Raw genomic sequence first — 16,834 nt, 5'->3', positions numbered from 1 at the left:
CGGTGACCCGGGCGCCCAACCTGCCGAGGTTGGGATCGGCGGCCACGGCCCCCAGCACGGCCGCCACCCCGGCGGGGCTCGGTGTCTCGGCGGTGTCGCTGACCGGGACCATTCCCGGCTTGACGGTCGGCGCGTGTGGGGGCGGCATCGGGGCGTGCGAATTGTTGCCGCCGTGCCCCGCCGAGGTGAAAAACGTTGCCGCCGCGACCACCGCGGCGACAAACGCCAGCACGGCCAACCCGACGAACACATGGGTGGATTTTTGCCAGCGAGTGGGACCCATCGCTCTCCTGACTGTCTCCCGCCCATTCTGCCGAATCCGCCGCACAGGCCTCGACTAGGGTGATCCCCGACGCAAACGGACCACCGCGAAACGCCCAGATCTAAGGAGCGCCCAGTGCAATTCGACGTGACCATCGAGATTCCGAAGGGCCAGCGCAACAAGTACGAGATCGACCACGAGACCGGACGTGTGCGTTTGGACCGCTATCTCCACACCCCGATGGCCTATCCCGCTGATTACGGGTTCATCGAGGACACCCTCGGCGAGGACGGGGATCCGCTGGACGCGCTGGTGCTGCTGCCCCAGCCGGTGTTCCCGGGTGTGCTGATCGAGGTGCGGCCGGTGGCGATGTTCCGCATGGTCGACGAGAAAGGCGGCGACGACAAGGTGCTGTGCGTGCCGGCCGGCGACCACCGGTGGGATCACGTACAGGACATCGGCGACGTCCCGCAGTACGAGTTGGACGACATCAAGCACTTCTTCGAGCACTACAAGGACAACGAGCCGGGCAAGTTCGTCAAGGCCGCCGACTGGGTCGGCCGCGCGGACGCCGAGGCCGAGGTGCAGCGCTCGGTGGAGCGGTTCAAGTCGAACGGGCACTGACGCCTTACGGCGTGCGGTGACGCTCACGGCGTAACCGCACACCGGTTTCCGGTGGCATCCTGGCGATGTGACCCCGGTGTTGCATTTCGCGGCCAACTTCTGGTGGCTGGTCTTCCCGCTGGGCGGCGCAATCGGTGGAGGCCTTCGGGCCGTCGCCGCCGCGAACGAGCGGCGGGCCGAGCGACGGCTCGAACGGTATCGGCTCAAGCAGCAAGCCAAGATCGCGGTGGCCGAGGCCTCCGGGCGGGCGCGGACGAACCGGGACAGCGACCGACGAGAGATCGCCAAACTCGTTGAGGCGCATGATCGGACCGACGCGCGGTGGCTCGACTACGAGGTCGATATCGCGCGATTGCTGGACTTCCCGATGATGACCGATATGCGGGCTCCCCTGACCGTCGCGTTTCACAAGGCGAAGCGGCATGCGGACCTACTGCGGCCGGAACCGCCCGAAGATCTGCTTGGCGACCGCGACGCGTTGGCCGAATACCGCGACGCCGTCCACGAGTACATCAGTGCGTTCGAGATCGCCGAGGCGGAGGCGATTCGCCGGCGCCGCAGCGACTTCTCGGCGGACGAGCAACAACGGATGGCGCGGGCCCAGAGCCTGCTGCACCTCGCGCAGGACGACGCCGCCACCCGCGAGGAGCGACAGCATGCCTACGTGCGGGCGAGCAAGGAACTGGACGGCCTGATCGCGCTGCCCGCCCCCGCGAGGGTCAGCATCGAACGGCGCATCGCGGGCCAGATCGAGGCCTAGGCCGCCGGCGACGCGGCCGCCCTGGCCTGGCGCCGATTGCGCAACACGCTCCAGCCCAGCGCGGCCCCGATGAACACCACGCCGACGGAAGCGGTGAGGGCGTCGGGAACCTCGAAGTGCGGGTTGATCGACAGCAGCATGATCACCGCCAGCACGCCGATCGCCCAGTGCGCGCCGTGTTCCAGGTAGACGTAGCGGTCCAGCGCTTCCTGCTTGACCAGGAAAATGGTGATGGACCGGACGAACATCGACCCGATCAGCCCGAGGCCCAGCGCGATGACGACGGGGTCCGAGGTGATCGCGAAGGCGCCGGTGACCCCGTCGAACGAGAACGCGGCGTCGAGCACCTCGAGATAGAGAAACATGGTCAGGCCGGCCTTGCCGGCCGCTTTTCCCGCCGAGGCCGCCTCGATGTCCGGCGGCCGAAACGCCCGGCTCAGACCGTTGACGACCAGGTACGTCACCAGCCCGAGCAACCCGGCCGTCAGCACCGTCGCCCGCTCCGCACCGGAATGCGCCAATCCCGTTCCCACCAGGACCAGCGCGACAGCGGCCACCGCCACCGGCACCTGGCCCAGCCGCCCGATGCGGGCGAACGGGATCTCGATCCACTTGAGCCACTTGATGTCTCGGTCGTGGAAGACGAAATCCAGGAACAGCATCAGCAGGAAGGTCCCGCCGAACGCCGCGATCTGCGGATGCGCGGCGGCGATCAGCTTTTCGTAGCTCGGTGAGCCGTCGGGGAATTCCAGCGCGCCGTGCGGCGGCGGATGCAGCGCCAACTCCATCGCACGAACCGGATCGAGGCCCGCGGTCGCCCACACGATCAACAGCGGGAAGAGCAGCCGCATCCCGAACACCGCGATCAGAATCCCGACGGTCAGGAACATCTGCCGCCAGAACGGGCTCATCTGCTTGAGGATCGCGGCGTTGATGATGGCGTTGTCGAACGACAGCGAGATCTCGAGGGTGGCGAGCACCAGCAGCAGGAAGAGGTCCTTCAGGCCGCCGTGGGCATATCCGACCGCGAGGGCCGCCACGGTGACCAACAGCGAGATCCCGAAGATGCGCAAGGCGGCCAAGGTCCTTTCCGACAGCCGCCCACGATAGCGAACAGCGGTCGCCGCCGCAGACCCGTGTCCACGGGACTTACTATTTTCAGATTGTGGCGATGCCCGAAGTCGGCGGTACCCCAGCGTCCACCGGCGCCGGTCCGATCACGCGCGGCAGCGTGGCCCGGGTCGCCACCGCGACGGCGCTGACAGCCCTGTGCGGGTACGCGGTCATCTACCTCGCCGCCCGCGACCTGGCGCCGGGCGGCTTCTCGGTGTTCGGGGTGTTTTGGGGGGCCTTCGGTCTGGTCACCGGCGCCGCGAACGGTCTGCTCCAAGAGACCACCCGGGAGGTCCGCTCGACCCGGCACCTCCCTGATGTCCTGCGCGTTGCCGACGAACCGCGGACCCACCCGCTGCGGGTCGCCATGCTGGTCGGGGTGGGCGCGGCCGTGGTGATCGCCGGCACCTCGCCGCTGTGGAGCGGGCGGGTCTTCGTCGAGGAACGCTGGCTGTCGGTCGGGCTGCTCAGCGTCGGGCTGGCCGGGTTCTGCGTGCACGCCACCCTGCTGGGCATGCTGGCCGGCACCGATCGGTGGACCGGCTACGGAGCGCTGATGGTCACCGACGCCGTCATCCGGGTCGCCGTCGCCGCCGCGACCGTCCTGCTCGGCTGGCGCCTGGTCGGCTTCCTGTGGGCCACGGTCGCGGGCGCGGTCGCGTGGCTGATCATGCTGGTCGCGTCGCCCTCGGCCCGGGCGGCCTCCCGGTTGTTGACACCCGGCGGGGCCCAGACCTTCCTCCGCGGGGCCGCCCATTCGATCACCGCCGCGGGCGCCAGCGCGATCCTGGTGATGGGGTTTCCGGTGTTGTTGAAGCTGACCAGCAACGAGCTCGGCGCCGAGGGCGGGGTGATCATCCTCGCCGTGACGCTGACGCGGGCGCCGCTGCTGGTGCCGCTGACGGCCATGCAGGGCAACCTGATCGCGCATTTCGTCGACGCGCGCAGCGACCGCATCCGCGCCCTGGTCGTCCCGGCCGGCATCATCGGGGGCATCGGCGCGGTCGGGGTGCTGGCCGCCGGGGTGGTGGGCCCCTGGCTGCTGCGGGTCGCGTTCGGGCCGCAGTATGACGCCGGCGGGGCGCTCCTGGCCTGGCTGACGGCGGCCGCGGTGGCGATCGCGATGCTGACGCTCACCGGTGCGGGCGCCGTCGCGGCCGCGCTGCACCGGGCATACGCGCTGGGCTGGGTGGGCGCGACGGTCGCGTCGGGCCTGTTGCTGCTCCTGCCGCTGGCGCTGCAGACGCGCACCGTGGTCGGCCTGTTGTGCGGCCCGCTGGTCGGAATCGGCGTTCATCTGGTGGCGCTGGCGCGCGCCGACCGCTTAGCCGGCTGATCCTGGCTAACCTGGTGGGCTAGATGGTTACTGAAGCCAAATACTCGGGCGCCTGGATCGTCATCCCGGCCTTCAACGAAGCCGCCGTCATCGGCGAGGTGGTCGCCGATGTGCGTTCCGTCTTCGACAACGTCGTGTGCGTGGACGACGGCAGCACCGACGACACGGGCGACATCGCCAGGCGCGCCGGTGCTCACCTGGTGCGCCACCCGATCAACCTGGGGCAGGGCGCGGCCATCCAGACCGGCGTCGAGTACGCGCGCAAACAGCCTGGGGCGCAGGTTTTCGCCACGTTCGACGGTGACGGGCAACACCGGGTCAAGGATCTGGCCGCGATGGTCGACCGGCTCTGCGCGGAGGACGTCGACGTCGTCATCGGGACGCGGTTCGGCGCCCGTGTCGGCGCCCGGCCGCCGTTCCTGAAGCGGCTGGTGCTGCAGACCGCCGCGCGGCTGAGCCGGCGCGGTCGCCGACTTGGCCTGACCGACACCAACAATGGGCTGCGCGTCTTCAACAAGAAGGTCGCCGACGGGCTCGACATCACCATGAGCGGGATGAGCCACGCCAACGAGTTCATCATGCTGATCGCCGAAAACCATTGGCGCGTGGTCGAACAACCGGTAGAGGTGCTCTACACCGATTACTCGAAGTCGAAGGGCCAGCCGCTCCTCAACGGGGTGAACATCATCTTCGACGGGTTCCTGCGAGGGAGGACTTCACGATGAACTGGATCCAGGTGCTGCTGATCGGGACGATCATCGCGCTGCTGGTCTACCTGCTGCGGTCCCGCAGGAACGCGCGGTCCCGGGCCTGGGTCAAGGTCGGCTACGTCGTCTTCGTGCTGGCCGGCGTCTATGCCGTGCTGCGGCCCGACGACACCACGGTCGTCGCGAACTGGTTCGGGGTGCGCCGCGGCACGGACCTGATGCTCTACGCGCTCGTCATGGCGTTCTGCTTCACCACGCTCAGCACCTACATGCGGTTCAAGGACCTCGAGCTGCGCTACGCGCGCCTCGCCCGGGCGGTCGCGCTCGAGGGCGCCGAGGAGCCCGACGCTCCTCAATCCGCGTCGAACGTCTAGCCCCCAGGCCCGCGTGCACTCAAGCCGCGAACGCACACCCGAGCTGTACCCACGCTCGGCGCAACGTCAAAGAGCGCGCGTCTTGCGGAAGTACTCGACCGTGCGGCGCACGCCGTCGTCGAGCCCCACCCGCGGCCGCCACCCCAAAACCCGCTCGGCCAAACCGATGTCGAGGCACGACCGCCTCAGGTCGCCCAGCCGCGGCGGGTGAAACTCCGGGTCGTCGGGCGCGCCGACGGCGGCGGCCACCGCCGAGTGCAGTTGCCGGTCCGAGGTTTCCACGCCGGTGCCCACGTTGAAGCGCTGACCGCCGCCCGCCTCGCCGGCGGCCTTGACGAAGGCGTCGACCACGTCGTCGACGAACACATAGTCGCGGGTGTTGCCGCCGTCGCCGAACACCTTGGTGGGCTTGCCCGACAGCAGCCCCTGGGCGAATATCGCCACCACGCCCGCCTCCCCGTGCGGGTCCTGGCGGGGGCCGTAGACGTTGGCCGGCGCGATGTGCGAGCAGTCCAAGCCGTAGAGATGGCGGAAGGTGTTCAGGTAGATCTCGCCGGCCACCTTGCCCGCGGCGTACGGCGAGGCAGGGTCGGGCTGCACCGATTCGGGGGTCGGATACACCGGCGGCGTGCCGTAGATGGACCCGCCCGACGAGGTGTGCACGACCTTGCGCACCCCCGTCTGCCGCGCCGCCTCGGCCAGGCGCACCGTCCCGACGACGTTGACCGAAGCGTCGAACTGTGGGTCGGCGACCGAGTGCCGCACGTCGATCTGGGCAGCCAGGTGGAACACCACCTCGGGCCGGTGCTCGTCGAGGATCGCCCGCAGATCGGCGGTGACGATGTCGGCCTCGACGAAGACGTGCGACGGGTTGTCGGCCAGGTGCTCGAGGTTGGTCGCACGGCCGGTGGCGAAGTTGTCCAGCCCCACGACCGCGTGGCCGTCGGCCAGGAGGCGGTCGACTAGCGTCGACCCGATGAATCCGGCTGCTCCGGTGACCAGTGCGCGCACCGGCCCACCATACATAGCGGCCGTGGCCATCGCGCTGATCGCCGCTGCGCTGGGCATACGCGCGGCGCTGGCGTTCGGGGGCTACTTCTACTGGGACGACCTGATCCTCATCGGCAAGGCCGGCACCCACAACCTGCTGTCGCCGGCATACCTGTTCGACGACCACGACGGCCACGTCATGCCCGGCGCCTTCCTGGTCGGCGGCGCGATCATCCGGCTGGCCCCCCTGAACTGGACGGGGCCGGCGATCAGCCTGCTGGTGCTGCAGCTGCTGGCCTCGCTGGCGCTGCTGCGGGCCCTGCACGTCATCCTGGGCTGGCGGCCGGTGCTGCTGCTCCCCCTGACGTTCGCGCTGTTCACCCCGCTGGCGGTGCCGGGGTTCGCCTGGTGGGCGGCGGCGCTGAACTCGCTGCCGATGCTGGCCGCGCTGGCCTGGGTGTGCGGCGACGCCGTGCTGCTGGTCCGCACCGGCAACGGGCGCTACGCGGTGACCGGGACGCTGGTGTACTTCGGCGGGCTGCTGTTCTTCGAGAAGGCCGCGGTGATTCCGTTCGTCGCGTTCGCGGTGACCGCGCTGCTGCGCCACGTGCAGGGAGATCGGGGAGATCGGGCGGCGCTGCTCACGGTGTGGCGGGCCGGGCTGCGGTTGTGGATCCCGACGCTGTCTTTGACCGCGGGCTGGATCGCGCTGTACCTGGCTGTGGTGAACCAGCGGCGCTGGAGTTCGGACCTGGCGATGACCTCCGAGCTGCTGGCGCGATCGATCACCCACGGCATCGTGCCGGGGCTGGCCGGCGGGCCCTGGCATTGGGACCGCTGGGCACCCGCCTCGCCGTGGGCGACGCCCCCGCCGTTGGTGATGGCGCTCGGCTGGCTGGTGCTGGCGGGCACCCTCGCGGTGTCATTGCTGCGCAAGCAGCGCATCGGGCCGGTGTGGGTGACCGCCGCCGGCTACGCGGTCGCCTGCCAGGTGCCGATCTACCTGATGCGCTCGTCGAAGCAGACCGCACTCGAACTCGCCCAAACCCTGCGGTATTTCCCGGATCTCGTGTTTGTGCTCGCGCTGCTGGCCGCCGTCGCGTTGTGCGCGCCGAACCGGCCCGCCGCGCCGCGCTGGCTCGATGCCTCGCCCAGGCGCGCGGCGGTGACGCTGGGCCTGGCGGTGTTGTTCGTGGCCAGCAGCCTGTATTCGACGGCGACGTTTTTGACCAGCTGGCGCGACAACCCGGCCCAGCCCTATCTGCGGAACGCTCGGGCCGACCTGGCCGCGGCACACGCCGCCTCGACCGCCCCGCTGCTCGACCAGGAGGTCGATCCGCTGGTGCTGCAGCGGGTGGCGGCACCGGAGAACCTGGCCAGCCACCTGTTCGCCCTGCTCGGGGATAGGCCCGAATTCGCTTCGGCAACAACGCAATTGCGGATGCTGGACAGCTCGGGCCGACTGGTCAAGGCGCGGGTGACCTGGGTGCGGACGATCGTTCCGGGACCCATGCCGCAGTGCGGGTATTTCGCGCAGCCGGACAAGCCCGCGCGCCTGGTTCTCGACGGGCCGCTGTTGCCGGCCGACTGGAGCGTCGAGCTCAACTACCTGGCCAACAGCGAGGGAACCATGACGCTGGCGCTGACGCAGGGACCGGAAGCCAAGGTGCCCGTGCACCCGGGCCTCAACCGCGTCTTCGCCCGCCTGCCGGGCGCCGGGGATGCGATCACCGTGCGCGCCAACACCACCGCGCTGGCGTTGTGCGTCGCGTCGGGCCCGGTGGGTTTCCTCGCGCCGGCCTAACGCGCGTCACGTCTGAGCTCAGCGAACGTCTGAGCGCGTCCGGTCACGGCTTTCACGGAGGCGACGGCGCCATCGGCGACGCGGGCGATCCCGGCGGCGTGCAACGACGCCGGCTTTCCGACGAATGGTTCGGAGCCGGCACCCAGGCCACCCCGGTAGGCGCCGTGGATCGTGACATGGAACGGAACGTCGTCGCCCGCGGAGAACAAGTCGTTGACCACGACGCCGCGCGGATCGAGCACCGCTTGCTGGGTGGCGCCGATGCGTTCGTCGTCGATCTCGTGGACGTCGGCGTCGGCGAGATCTCCCCTTTCCAGCCACGCGCGCACGATTGCTTCGGCGTCGGGGTCAGCGGGCACCGCCTCGGTCGACATCCATGGATCGATGTGCGGCGGAATCAGCGGATGCGGTTGGCCGCCGGCGATTTGGGCCCGCATCGCGAAGTAGTCCTGCTCAACGTAGTTTTCCGTCAAACGAGTGCCGTTCCACTTGTACAGTCCGACGCCGCGCCAGCAGGTGAGAGCGCGCTTCTGTCCCGCCGGCATGGCCGCGTGCTCACTGAAGTGCATGCACAGGCGATCGCCGTTGAGCACGAACTCGTGCACGACGATGCCCAGACCCGGTGCGGCGTCGAAGATTTGGCGAACGGCGTCGGCATAGGTGGTCGACCGGACGAGCGCCAGGCCGTTGATGTGCACGACGTAGTCGGGCTCCATGATCTCCGCGCAGACCGATTGGTCGTGCGAGTTCGTATAGTCGATGCAGTAGCGGCGCATCAGCGCGACGAAGGGATGCACCTCACTCGTCCGGGCCGAGAAGCTGTGATACACAAAGAGATTCGGGGACGCGCTCGATGCCAATGGCCCGGTCGATGGCTTCGTGCAGATAATAGATCCGCCGCTCGTGGTAGCCGAGCCGCAGCGACTCGAGGGCTCCTGCGTTCAGCGACCGCTGGGCGCCGGGCAGGACGCCGAGGTCCTCGAAGAGCACCTGGGACAAGACCGCGATGAAGGCGTCGTGGGTCTCCCGGTTGCCCTCCGCAGCGAGCGACGAACACCAGTGGACGCGGTACGTCGACGTGGCCGGGCCGGTCGGCCAATTCGTGATCAAGAAGACGAACCCGGCGCCGTTGAACACGATGCTCAGGTTCGGGAAGACGTGGTAGGAGAACGTTCCCAGGAATGGCAGATCACCGAGGCCGGGAAATACGCACGGGAACGGTGAGAGCGATTCGCCGTCGATGCCGTCGCGATACGAGACGAGCATCCGGGAATGGCCGTTGCGCAGCAGCTGTATGCCGGTCGCCGACTGCTGAAGTGCGCGCGCGGCCGTGGCGCGGTGCACGTAGTTGACATGGTAGGTCTCGAGATTGGCGTCGACGGGCAGCTTCCAGTTGACCGGGACGTCGCGCACCGTGCGATCCACCAGGTGCAGCCGCCCGTCGAGCTCGGCGAAGTCGCTCAGCTCCTCGCCGACCGGCCCGAGAAACGCGGACAACGGATGCGCATCGCGGTCGAGGTTGACGAACACGAGGGGTCCCCACGACTCGCACCGGACCTCGGCCAGGCCGTGGCACGTAGGGTCCAGGCCGGAGAAGTTGGACGCCTCGGGGTAGCCGACAAGTTTCCCCTCGAGCGAGTACGTCCACGCGTGGAACGGGCACGTGAGCCTGCGGCCGACGTTGCCCCGCGACTCTTCGACGAGCGCGGCCCCCCGGTGCCGGCAGGTGTTGTAGAAGGCGCGAACGACGTTGTCCCGGCCGCGGATCAGCATGACCGGCTTGTCGAGCTGCTCGAGCAGGAGGTAGTCGCCGGGGTTGCGCAGCTGATCGGCGTGGGCGACGAACAACCACGAGCGCGAAAAGACCGCAGCGGCTTCGAGCTTGGCGAAATCGGCGTCGAAATACCGCCCGGCGGGCACGGGCGGGAGCACCGGGAAGTCCGGCGGATACACCCGCCGATCCGCCTCGGCTTGCGCGTGCCGCTTTACCCCGTCCATCACCCGCGAGCCCATCGCCACCATCCGATTATATGAATGATCGTTCATTTATCAAGACATGCTGCCTTCTGCCCGCAAGAATGGCGAGCATGCCGAACAAGCAGAAGGCGCCCGCGCGTCGCCCGCGGGGCCGCCCGCCGAACTCGGACGGGCAGTTGACCGCGCAGCGACTCCTTGACGCCGCAACGACCGTATGCGTCGAAAGGGGTTTTGAGGGGAGCACGCTGCCACGGATCGCGGAGCGGGCGGGCGTCTCACCGACCGCCGTGTACAACCACTTTCACAGCCGGGAGGAATTGCTGTACGCGGCGGCGGTGCGTGCCCTCGACCAAATCACCGCGGCCGCGCTGCGGGCGGGACGCGGTGCCGGGACCCTGCAAGCGATCGCGATGGCCTACCTACGGCCGGAGATGACACAGAACCGCCGGCTGATCGCCGAGCTGCACCTGGCCAGCCGGCGCGACGAGCGGTTGGCGTCCCTGATCGCGCAGTGGCATCGGGATTACGCGGACCGCTTCGTCGGAACCCTGGGGGCTGATCCAAACCCGCAAGCCACGACGAAAGTCGTGTTTCTGCTGCTCCTCGGGCTTTGTCACTTCGATGACCTGTCGGCGATCAGGGCGTCGCGCGCCGCGGTTAGCGAGCGGGTGGAGCGCCTGATCGAGGTGCTGCTACCGGATGGAGCCACCTAGGAGAATCGAACTCCTGACCTGCTCATTACGAGTGAGCCGCTCTACCGACTGAGCTAAGGTGGCGTGCCCTTCAGGGCGGCACGAGTCTACGGCAGCGGGGCGGGCACCCCCAAGTTAGTCGCGCAGTTCCTGGCCGAAGGTGGCCACCATCGCGTCGACGGCGAACTTGGGCTTGACGTTGATCGCCAACGCTTCGCGGCACTCCAGGACCGCTTCGATGCAGCGCAGCAGCCGCTGCGGCGAGGAGTGCGCGGCCAGCGCCGACACCCGGTCGGCCATGTCCGGATGGTTGTGCCGCACCGACCCGGCACCGGCCGAGACCATCAGCGCATCGCGGAAATAAGTGGCCAGGTCGATCAGCGCCCGGTCGAGCGCGTCGCGCGAGGCCCGGGTCTGACGCGACTTCTGCCGCCGCTCGAGGTCCTTCATCGCGCCCGTGGCGCCGCGCATCGCCCCGGCGGTGCCCTTGCCGGTGCCGCCGGCGCCCAGGGCCGTCCGCAGCTCCTCGGTCTCGGCCTCGGCGCGGTCCGCGGTGAGCACCACCGCCTCGGCCTCCGCCGCGGCGACCAGCTCCTCGGCGGCGGCGTAGGCCCGCGACGGGGTCGCGGCGTCGCGCACCAGCGCCAGCGCCCGTTCCCGGCGCTCGCGGGCCTCGGGATCGGTGGCCAGCCGCCGCGCCCGGCCCACGTGGCCGCCGCTGACCGACGCCGCCCAGTCCGCGGTCTCGGGGCTCAGGCCGTCGCTGTCGACCAGCACGCGGGCGATCGCCTCGGTCGGCGGGGTGACCAGCGCGACGTGCCTGCACCGGGAACGCAGCGTGATGGCGATGTCCTCCGGATCCACCGACGGCGCGCACAACAGGAACACCGTCGACGGCGGCGGCTCCTCGACGACCTTGAGCAGCGCGTTGGCGGCGCCCTCGGTGAGCCGGTCGGCGTCCTCGATCACCACGATCTGCCGGTGCCCGGTCGCCGGACGCCGCGACGCGATCTGCACGATGGCCCGCATGTCGTCCACCCCGATCGACAGCCCCTCCGGGACCACCCGGCGGACGTCGGCGTGGGTGCCCGCCATGGTCGTGGTGCAGGCCCGGCACTGACCGCACCCCGGTTCCCCGTCGGAGGTGCACTGCAACGCGGCGGCGAAGCACAGCGCCGCGACCGAGCGCCCCGACCCGGGAGGACCCGTGATCAGCCACGCATGTGTCATAGTCCCGTCGCCCGCGCCGCTGTGAACCAAGTCACCGCGGGCCGCCCTGGCGGCGGCGAGCAGCTCGGCCGTCACCACGTCCTGGCCTACCAGCCGCGTAAACACCCCGGACATCACCGGTAACAGTAGCCACCACCGCCGACATATACCGATCGGCCACCGTATCGCGACGATCCCGTTACATTTGGCCTCTTTTCGGCCCACGCGGGGACGCGTCGAGATCGTTGTAAGTTTCCGACAAGTCCCTGCTGACCGATACGGTGGGATCGTGGCAACACCGGCAGCACTGCCCGGGCGGATCAGCGGATTCGTCCGGTGGGTGGTGCGCACGCCGTGGCCGCTGTTCTCGCTGAGCATGCTGCAGGCCGACATCATCGGCGCCCTCTTCGTACTCGGCTTCCTGCGTTACGCGCTGCCGCCCGAGGACCGCATCCAGCTGCAAGATCTCCCGGTGCTGAACCTGGCGGTCTTCGGCACCGCGCTGGTGGTGCTGTTCCTGGCCGGCTGGATGGTGAACCTGAAGCTGCTGATGCCGGTCTTCCGCTGGCAGCGCCGTGACAACCTGCTGGCCGAGGCCGACCCGGCCGCCACCGAGCTGGCCCGTAGCCGCGCCCTGCGAATGCCCTTCTACCGCACGCTGATCAGCATGGTCGCCTGGTGCATCGGCGGGGTGGTGTTCATCATCGCCAGCTGGTCGGTGGCCCGGTTCGCGGCGCCCGTCGTGGCCGTCGCCACCGGGCTCGGCGCGGCGGCGACGGCCATCATCGGCTACCTGCAGTCCGAGCGGGTGCTGCGGCCGGTCGCCGTGGCGGCCCTGCGCAGCGGCGTCCCCGAGAACGTCCAGGCGCCGGGCGTCATCCTGCGGCAGATCCTGACCTGGATGCTGTCGACCGCCGTCCCGGTGCTGGCCATCGTGCTGGCGGTGATGGCGGACAAGGCGTCCCTGCTGCACGCCACCCCCGAGAAGCTGTTCACGCCGATCCTCCTGCTGGCGCTGGCGGCGCTGGGCATCGGCTTCGTCAGCACCCTGCTGGTCGCCATGTCCATCGCCGACCCGCTGCGCCAGCTGCGGTGGGCGCTGTCGGAGGTGCAGCGCGGAAACTACAACGCGCACATGCAGATCTACGACGCCAGCGAACTCGGCCTGCTGCAGGCCGGCTTCAACGACATGGTGCGCGACCTGTCCGAGCGGCAGCGGCTGCGCGACCTGTTCGGCCGCTATGTCGGCGAAGACGTGGCCCGCCGGGCGCTGGAGCGCGGCACCGAGCTGGGCGGCCAGGAGCGCCACGTGGCGGTCCTGTTCGTCGACCTGGTCGGCTCCACCAAGCTCGCCGCGACCCGACCGCCCGCCGAGGTGGTCCACCTGCTCAACGAGTTCTTCCGGGTGGTGGTCGAAACCGTCGGCCGGCACGGCGGTTTCGTCAACAAGTTCCAGGGCGACGCCGCGCTGGCCATCTTCGGGGCGCCGATCGAGCATCCCGACGCGTCCGGTGGCGCGCTGGCCGCGGCCCGCGAGCTGCACGACGAGCTCCTCCCGGTGATCGGTTCGGCGGAATTCGGGATCGGGGTGTCGGCGGGCAGGGCGATCGCCGGGCACATCGGCGCGCAGGCCCGCTTCGAGTACACGGTGATCGGCGACCCGGTCAACGAGGCCGCCCGGCTGACCGAGCTGGCCAAGCTGGAGTCCGGCCACGTGCTGGCGTCGGCGATCGCGGTCAGCGGCGCGCTCGACGCCGAGGCCTTGTGCTGGGACGTCGGCGAGGTGGTCGAGCTGCGCGGCCGCACCGCCCCCACCCAGCTGGCCCGGCCGGTGAAGCTCGCCGGATCCACGGACTCCCAGCGCGTGCGGTCCGCCGAGGAGCTGCACAGCGAGTCGATCGGCCCCGGCTACTAGGGCCTAGGTGCGCTTGGCGGCCTTCTTGGCCGGCGCTTTCTTGCGGGCGGCCTTCTTCGCGGGCCGCTTCACCGGACCGCGCGCCCGCCGGTCGGCCAGCAGTTCGGCGGCGCGCTCGTCGGTGATCGACAGGACGTCGTCGCCCTTGCGCAGGCTCGCGTTGGTCTCGCCGTCGGTGACGTAGGGCCCGAACCGGCCGTCCTTGATCACCATCGGCTTGCCGGTCGCCGGGTCGGCGCCCAGCTCCCGCAACGGCGGCGCGGCCGCCCCCTGCCTACCGCGGCGTTTGGGCTCGGCGTAGATCTTCAGCGCCTCGTCCAGCGTGATCTCGAAGATCTGCTCCTCGGTCGCCAGAGAACGAGAATCGGTGCCGCGCTTCAGGTATGGGCCGTAGCGACCGTTCTGCGCGGTGATCTCCTCACCGGTCTGCGGGTCGACTCCGACCACCCGGGGCAGCGACAGCAGCTTCAGCGCGTCCTCGAGCGTGACGCTCTGCAGGTCCATGCTGCGCAATAGCGAGCCGGTGCGGGGCTTGGGCCCGGTGGGCTTCTTCCCCTTCTTCGCCGGGGCGCCACCCTCCTCGTCGGGCGGCGGCGGCAGTACCTCGGTCACGTACGGCCCGTACCGGCCGTCCTTGGCGACGATCTCGTGACCCGTTTCCGGGTCGACGCCCAACGTGCGCCCCTCTTGCGGCGTGGCGAACAGCTGCTCGGCCACCTCCAGCGTCAGCTCGTCGGGCGTCAGCGAGTCGTTGAGGTTGGCCCGCTGCGGCGTCGGTTCACCGTCGTCGCCGGTCACCATGCGTTCCAGGTAGGGCCCGTTCTTGCCCACCCGGACGTACACGGGGCGACCCTGCTCATCGTCAAAGAGCTTGATGGAGTTGACTTCTCGGGCGTCGATCCCTTCGAGGTTGACGCCGACGAGTTTCTTGAGACCACCGGAGCGTGCCACCGAATCGGCCACGCCATGGTCACCGCCGAAGTAGAAACGGTTGAGCCAGTCGGTGCGCCGCTCCTGCCCGGAGGCGATCGCGTCGAGTTCGTCCTCCATCGCGGCGGTGAAGCCGTAATCGACGAGCCGGCCGAAATGCTGTTCCAGCAAACCGGTTACGGCGAATGCGACCCAGGAGGGCACCAGGGCGCTGCCCTTCTTGTGCACGTAGCCGCGGTCCTGGATGGTCTTGATGATCGACGAGTACGTCGACGGCCGGCCGATGCCCAGCTCCTCGAGCGCCTTCACCAGCGACGCCTCGGTGTAGCGTGCCGGCGGGTTGGTGGCGTGGCCGTCCGGGGTGAGCTCGATGGCGTCCAGCCGCTGACCCTGCGTCAGCTGCGGCAGCCGGCTCTCCGCGTCGTCGGCCTCGCCGCCGGCCAATTCGTCGACGGTCTCCACGTACGCCTTCAGAAAGCCGGCGAACGTGATGGTGCGCCCGCTGGCCGAGAACACGACCTGGCGGCCGCCGGATTCACCGTTGATCCGCAGGCTCAACGTCGTCCCGCGCGCGTCGGCCATCTGCGAGGCCACGGTGCGCTGCCAGATCAGCTCGTAGAGCCGAAATTCGTCGCCGTCGAGCTCGCGGCGCACCGCGTCCGGGGTGGCGAACGCCTCGCCGGCGGGCCGGATGGCCTCGTGCGCCTCCTGGGCGTTCTTCACCTTGCGGGTGTACTGCCGCGGCGACGGCGAGACGTATTCCTCGCCGTAGAGCTGACGCGCCTGGGTGCGCGCGGCGTTGATCGCCGACTGCGACAGCGTGGTCGAGTCGGTACGCATATAGGTGATGTAGCCGTTCTCGTAGAGCCGCTGGGCGATGCTCATGGTGCGCTCCGACGAGAACCGCAGCTTGCGGCCCGCCTCCTGCTGCAGCGTCGACGTCATGAACGGCGCGTAGGGCCGCCGGGTGTACGGCTTCTCCTCCACCGAGGCGACCGCCAGTTGGGCGCCGCGCAGCCCGGCGGCCAGCTCGGTCGCCTGGGTCTCGTTAAGAACGGTGACCTCGTCGGCCTTGCGCAGCTGGCCCAGCGAGTCGAAATCGCGGCCGGTGGCCACGCGCAGGCCGTCAACGCCTGCCAGCCGGGCGGAGAAGGTGGGCGGTGACGCCTGCGGGTCGGACACGCTGGCGTCCAGCTGGGCCACGATGTCCCAGTAGGAGGCGCTGCGGAACGCCATCCGGTCGCGTTCCCGCTGCACGATGATGCGGGTGGCCACCGACTGGACCCGGCCCGCCGACAGCTTCGGCGCCACCTTCTTCCACAGCACCGGGCTGACCTCGTAGCCGTAGAGCCGGTCCAGGATGCGGCGGGTTTCCTGCGCATCGACCAGGTCGATGTCCAGGTCACGGGGGTTTTCGGCGGCCTCGAGGATGGCCGGCTCGGTGATCTCGTGGAACACCATCCGCTTGACCGGGATGTTCGGCTTCAGGGTTTCCAGCAGGTGCCAGGCGATCGCCTCGCCCTCGCGGTCACCGTCCGTGGCCAGATAGAGCTCGTCGACGCCCTTGAGCAGGCCCTTCAGCTCGCTGACGGTGCTCTTCTTCTCCGGGCTGATGATGTAGAGCGGTTCGAAGTCGTGGTCGACGTTGACTCCGAGCCTCGCCCAGGGCTCCGACTTGTATTTCGCCGGCACGTCGGCCGCGGCGCGGGGCAGGTCGCGGATGTGGCCGCGGGAGGATTCCACTATGTAGTTGGAGCCCAGGTAGCCGGCCAGTTTGCGCGCCTTGGTCGGCGACTCGACAATGACGAGTCGCCTACGGCTCCCAGCCCGGCCGCTCTCGCGGTCCTTGAGATTCGGGTCGGCCAACTACGCTTACGCTCCATCCTTGATCTCGGCCCCCCTGCGAGGCCGCCCCGCAGAAGAATGACAGGCCAGCGCCAGAAATTCCGGGGAAATTCAGATACGCCAGCGTTCCTTCGCCTTCGGGCACCTGACAATTTCCCACCCTTGGGCGCGACTGCGCAAACCGACTGCCCGCAGGACAAATCTTTTTCCGCGGTTATACCCGCGGCCACACCGCTGACGCGTCAACGCCGTCTGGGGCTTCGCCCACGTTCTCTACCAGGCGTGATAGCCGACGA

Annotated in this window: 14 protein-coding genes, 1 tRNA gene and 1 pseudogene; 8 read left to right on the top strand and 8 right to left on the bottom strand. The window is 69.3% G+C overall.

The genetic code is table 11. The features are described from left to right. Positions 1-283: pseudogene (locus tag A9X05_RS07570) on the bottom strand (D-alanyl-D-alanine carboxypeptidase); the annotation flags it as partial. A gap of 114 nt (positions 284-397) precedes the next feature. On the opposite strand from A9X05_RS07570, the gene A9X05_RS07565 reads away from it, so the two are divergent. Together A9X05_RS07565 and A9X05_RS07560 are read left to right on the top strand one after the other, a co-directional pair. Beyond that, complete coding sequence (locus A9X05_RS07565; protein WP_067758773.1) at positions 398-886, top strand: inorganic diphosphatase; 489 nt, start codon at positions 398-400, stop codon at positions 884-886. Between the two features lie 67 nt (positions 887-953). Then, positions 954-1,646 (top strand): hypothetical protein, encoded by a 693-nt coding sequence (locus A9X05_RS07560; RefSeq protein ID WP_067780392.1) that lies wholly within the window; start codon positions 954-956, stop codon positions 1,644-1,646. Here A9X05_RS07560 and A9X05_RS07555 read toward each other — a convergent pair. After that, the gene (locus A9X05_RS07555; protein WP_067758783.1) at positions 1,643-2,728 is read right to left on the bottom strand and encodes a DUF475 domain-containing protein; all 1,086 of its coding nucleotides are present in this window, start codon (positions 2,726-2,728) and stop codon (positions 1,643-1,645) included. The genes A9X05_RS07560 and A9X05_RS07555 overlap by 4 nt on opposite strands. A gap of 89 nt (positions 2,729-2,817) precedes the next feature. Between A9X05_RS07555 and A9X05_RS07550 the strand changes: the two genes are divergently transcribed. From A9X05_RS07550 to A9X05_RS07540, 3 genes are read left to right on the top strand one after another with little or no spacing between them, the layout of a single operon-like run. After that, positions 2,818-4,095 (top strand): hypothetical protein, encoded by a 1,278-nt coding sequence (locus A9X05_RS07550; RefSeq protein WP_067780390.1) that lies wholly within the window; start codon positions 2,818-2,820, stop codon positions 4,093-4,095. Positions 4,096-4,118: 23 nt separating this feature from the next. Beyond that, positions 4,119-4,820 carry a glycosyltransferase family 2 protein gene (locus tag A9X05_RS07545; protein WP_067780387.1) on the top strand — a complete coding sequence of 234 codons (702 nt, stop codon included), beginning with the start codon at positions 4,119-4,121 and terminating at the stop codon, positions 4,818-4,820. After that, the gene (locus tag A9X05_RS07540) at positions 4,817-5,176 is read left to right on the top strand and encodes a DUF2304 domain-containing protein (protein ID WP_067758790.1); all 360 of its coding nucleotides are present in this window, start codon (positions 4,817-4,819) and stop codon (positions 5,174-5,176) included. The genes A9X05_RS07545 and A9X05_RS07540 overlap by 4 nt, the downstream gene beginning before the upstream one ends. 66 nt (positions 5,177-5,242) lie before the next feature. On the opposite strand, the gene A9X05_RS07535 is transcribed toward A9X05_RS07540, so the two are convergent. Continuing rightward, positions 5,243-6,187 carry an NAD-dependent epimerase/dehydratase family protein gene (locus tag A9X05_RS07535; RefSeq protein WP_156670205.1) on the bottom strand — a complete coding sequence of 315 codons (945 nt, stop codon included), beginning with the start codon at positions 6,185-6,187 and terminating at the stop codon, positions 5,243-5,245. Between A9X05_RS07535 and A9X05_RS07530 the strand changes: the two genes are divergently transcribed. Then, positions 6,153-7,970 carry a hypothetical protein gene (locus A9X05_RS07530; protein WP_197498965.1) on the top strand — a complete coding sequence of 606 codons (1,818 nt, stop codon included), beginning with the start codon at positions 6,153-6,155 and terminating at the stop codon, positions 7,968-7,970. The genes A9X05_RS07535 and A9X05_RS07530 overlap by 35 nt on opposite strands. On the opposite strand, the gene A9X05_RS07525 is transcribed toward A9X05_RS07530, so the two are convergent. Next, positions 7,967-8,767 (bottom strand): hypothetical protein, encoded by an 801-nt coding sequence (locus A9X05_RS07525; protein ID WP_067780384.1) that lies wholly within the window; start codon positions 8,765-8,767, stop codon positions 7,967-7,969. The two genes, A9X05_RS07530 and A9X05_RS07525, sit on opposite strands and share 4 nt — an antisense overlap. A 1-nt stretch (position 8,768) precedes the next feature. Further along, positions 8,769-9,983: an aromatic ring-hydroxylating dioxygenase subunit alpha gene (locus tag A9X05_RS07520; protein WP_231978292.1), complete on the bottom strand. Its 1,215-nt coding sequence runs from the start codon at positions 9,981-9,983 to the stop codon at positions 8,769-8,771. Positions 9,984-10,057: 74 nt separating this feature from the next. On the opposite strand from A9X05_RS07520, the gene A9X05_RS07515 reads away from it, so the two are divergent. After that, complete coding sequence (locus A9X05_RS07515) at positions 10,058-10,660, top strand: TetR/AcrR family transcriptional regulator (protein ID WP_197498963.1); 603 nt, start codon at positions 10,058-10,060, stop codon at positions 10,658-10,660. Here A9X05_RS07515 and A9X05_RS07510 read toward each other — a convergent pair. Continuing rightward, a tRNA-Thr gene (locus A9X05_RS07510) sits at positions 10,648-10,723 on the bottom strand. The genes A9X05_RS07515 and A9X05_RS07510 overlap by 13 nt on opposite strands. Before the next feature lie 51 nt (positions 10,724-10,774). Further along, positions 10,775-11,983: a DNA polymerase III subunit delta' gene (locus A9X05_RS07505; protein ID WP_067758806.1), complete on the bottom strand. Its 1,209-nt coding sequence runs from the start codon at positions 11,981-11,983 to the stop codon at positions 10,775-10,777. A gap of 106 nt (positions 11,984-12,089) precedes the next feature. Here A9X05_RS07505 and A9X05_RS07500 point away from each other — a divergent pair, with 106 nt between their 5' ends. Then, positions 12,090-13,763: an adenylate/guanylate cyclase domain-containing protein gene (locus A9X05_RS07500; protein ID WP_231978289.1), complete on the top strand. Its 1,674-nt coding sequence runs from the start codon at positions 12,090-12,092 to the stop codon at positions 13,761-13,763. A gap of 3 nt (positions 13,764-13,766) precedes the next feature. Here the strand turns inward: A9X05_RS07500 and topA are convergent, their stop codons facing one another. Next, positions 13,767-16,559, bottom strand: a complete 2,793-nt coding sequence (topA, locus tag A9X05_RS07495; RefSeq protein ID WP_067758811.1) for a type I DNA topoisomerase — start codon at positions 16,557-16,559, stop codon at positions 13,767-13,769. Positions 16,560-16,834 lie beyond the last annotated feature (275 nt).

The organism is Mycobacterium sp. E3298 (genome assembly GCF_001666895.1).
GTDB lineage: Bacteria > Actinomycetota > Actinomycetes > Mycobacteriales > Mycobacteriaceae > Mycobacterium.
This window is presented reverse-complemented; position numbering and strand designations above follow the sequence as displayed.

Bases quoted from the DNA above. Each gene is read 5' to 3' on its own strand.
- A9X05_RS07505 (WP_067758806.1), bottom strand. From the start codon at position 11,983: ATGTCCGGGGTGTTTACGCGGCTGGTAGGCCAGGACGTGGTGACGGCC.
- A9X05_RS07545 (WP_067780387.1), top strand. From the start codon at position 4,119: ATGGTTACTGAAGCCAAATACTCGGGCGCCTGGATCGTCATCCCGGCC.
- A9X05_RS07550 (WP_067780390.1), top strand. From the start codon at position 2,818: ATGCCCGAAGTCGGCGGTACCCCAGCGTCCACCGGCGCCGGTCCGATC.
- A9X05_RS07540 (WP_067758790.1), top strand. From the start codon at position 4,817: ATGAACTGGATCCAGGTGCTGCTGATCGGGACGATCATCGCGCTGCTG.
- A9X05_RS07530 (WP_197498965.1), top strand. From the start codon at position 6,153: ATGAATCCGGCTGCTCCGGTGACCAGTGCGCGCACCGGCCCACCATAC.
- A9X05_RS07515 (WP_197498963.1), top strand. From the start codon at position 10,058: ATGCCGAACAAGCAGAAGGCGCCCGCGCGTCGCCCGCGGGGCCGCCCG.
- A9X05_RS07520 (WP_231978292.1), bottom strand. From the start codon at position 9,983: ATGGGCTCGCGGGTGATGGACGGGGTAAAGCGGCACGCGCAAGCCGAG.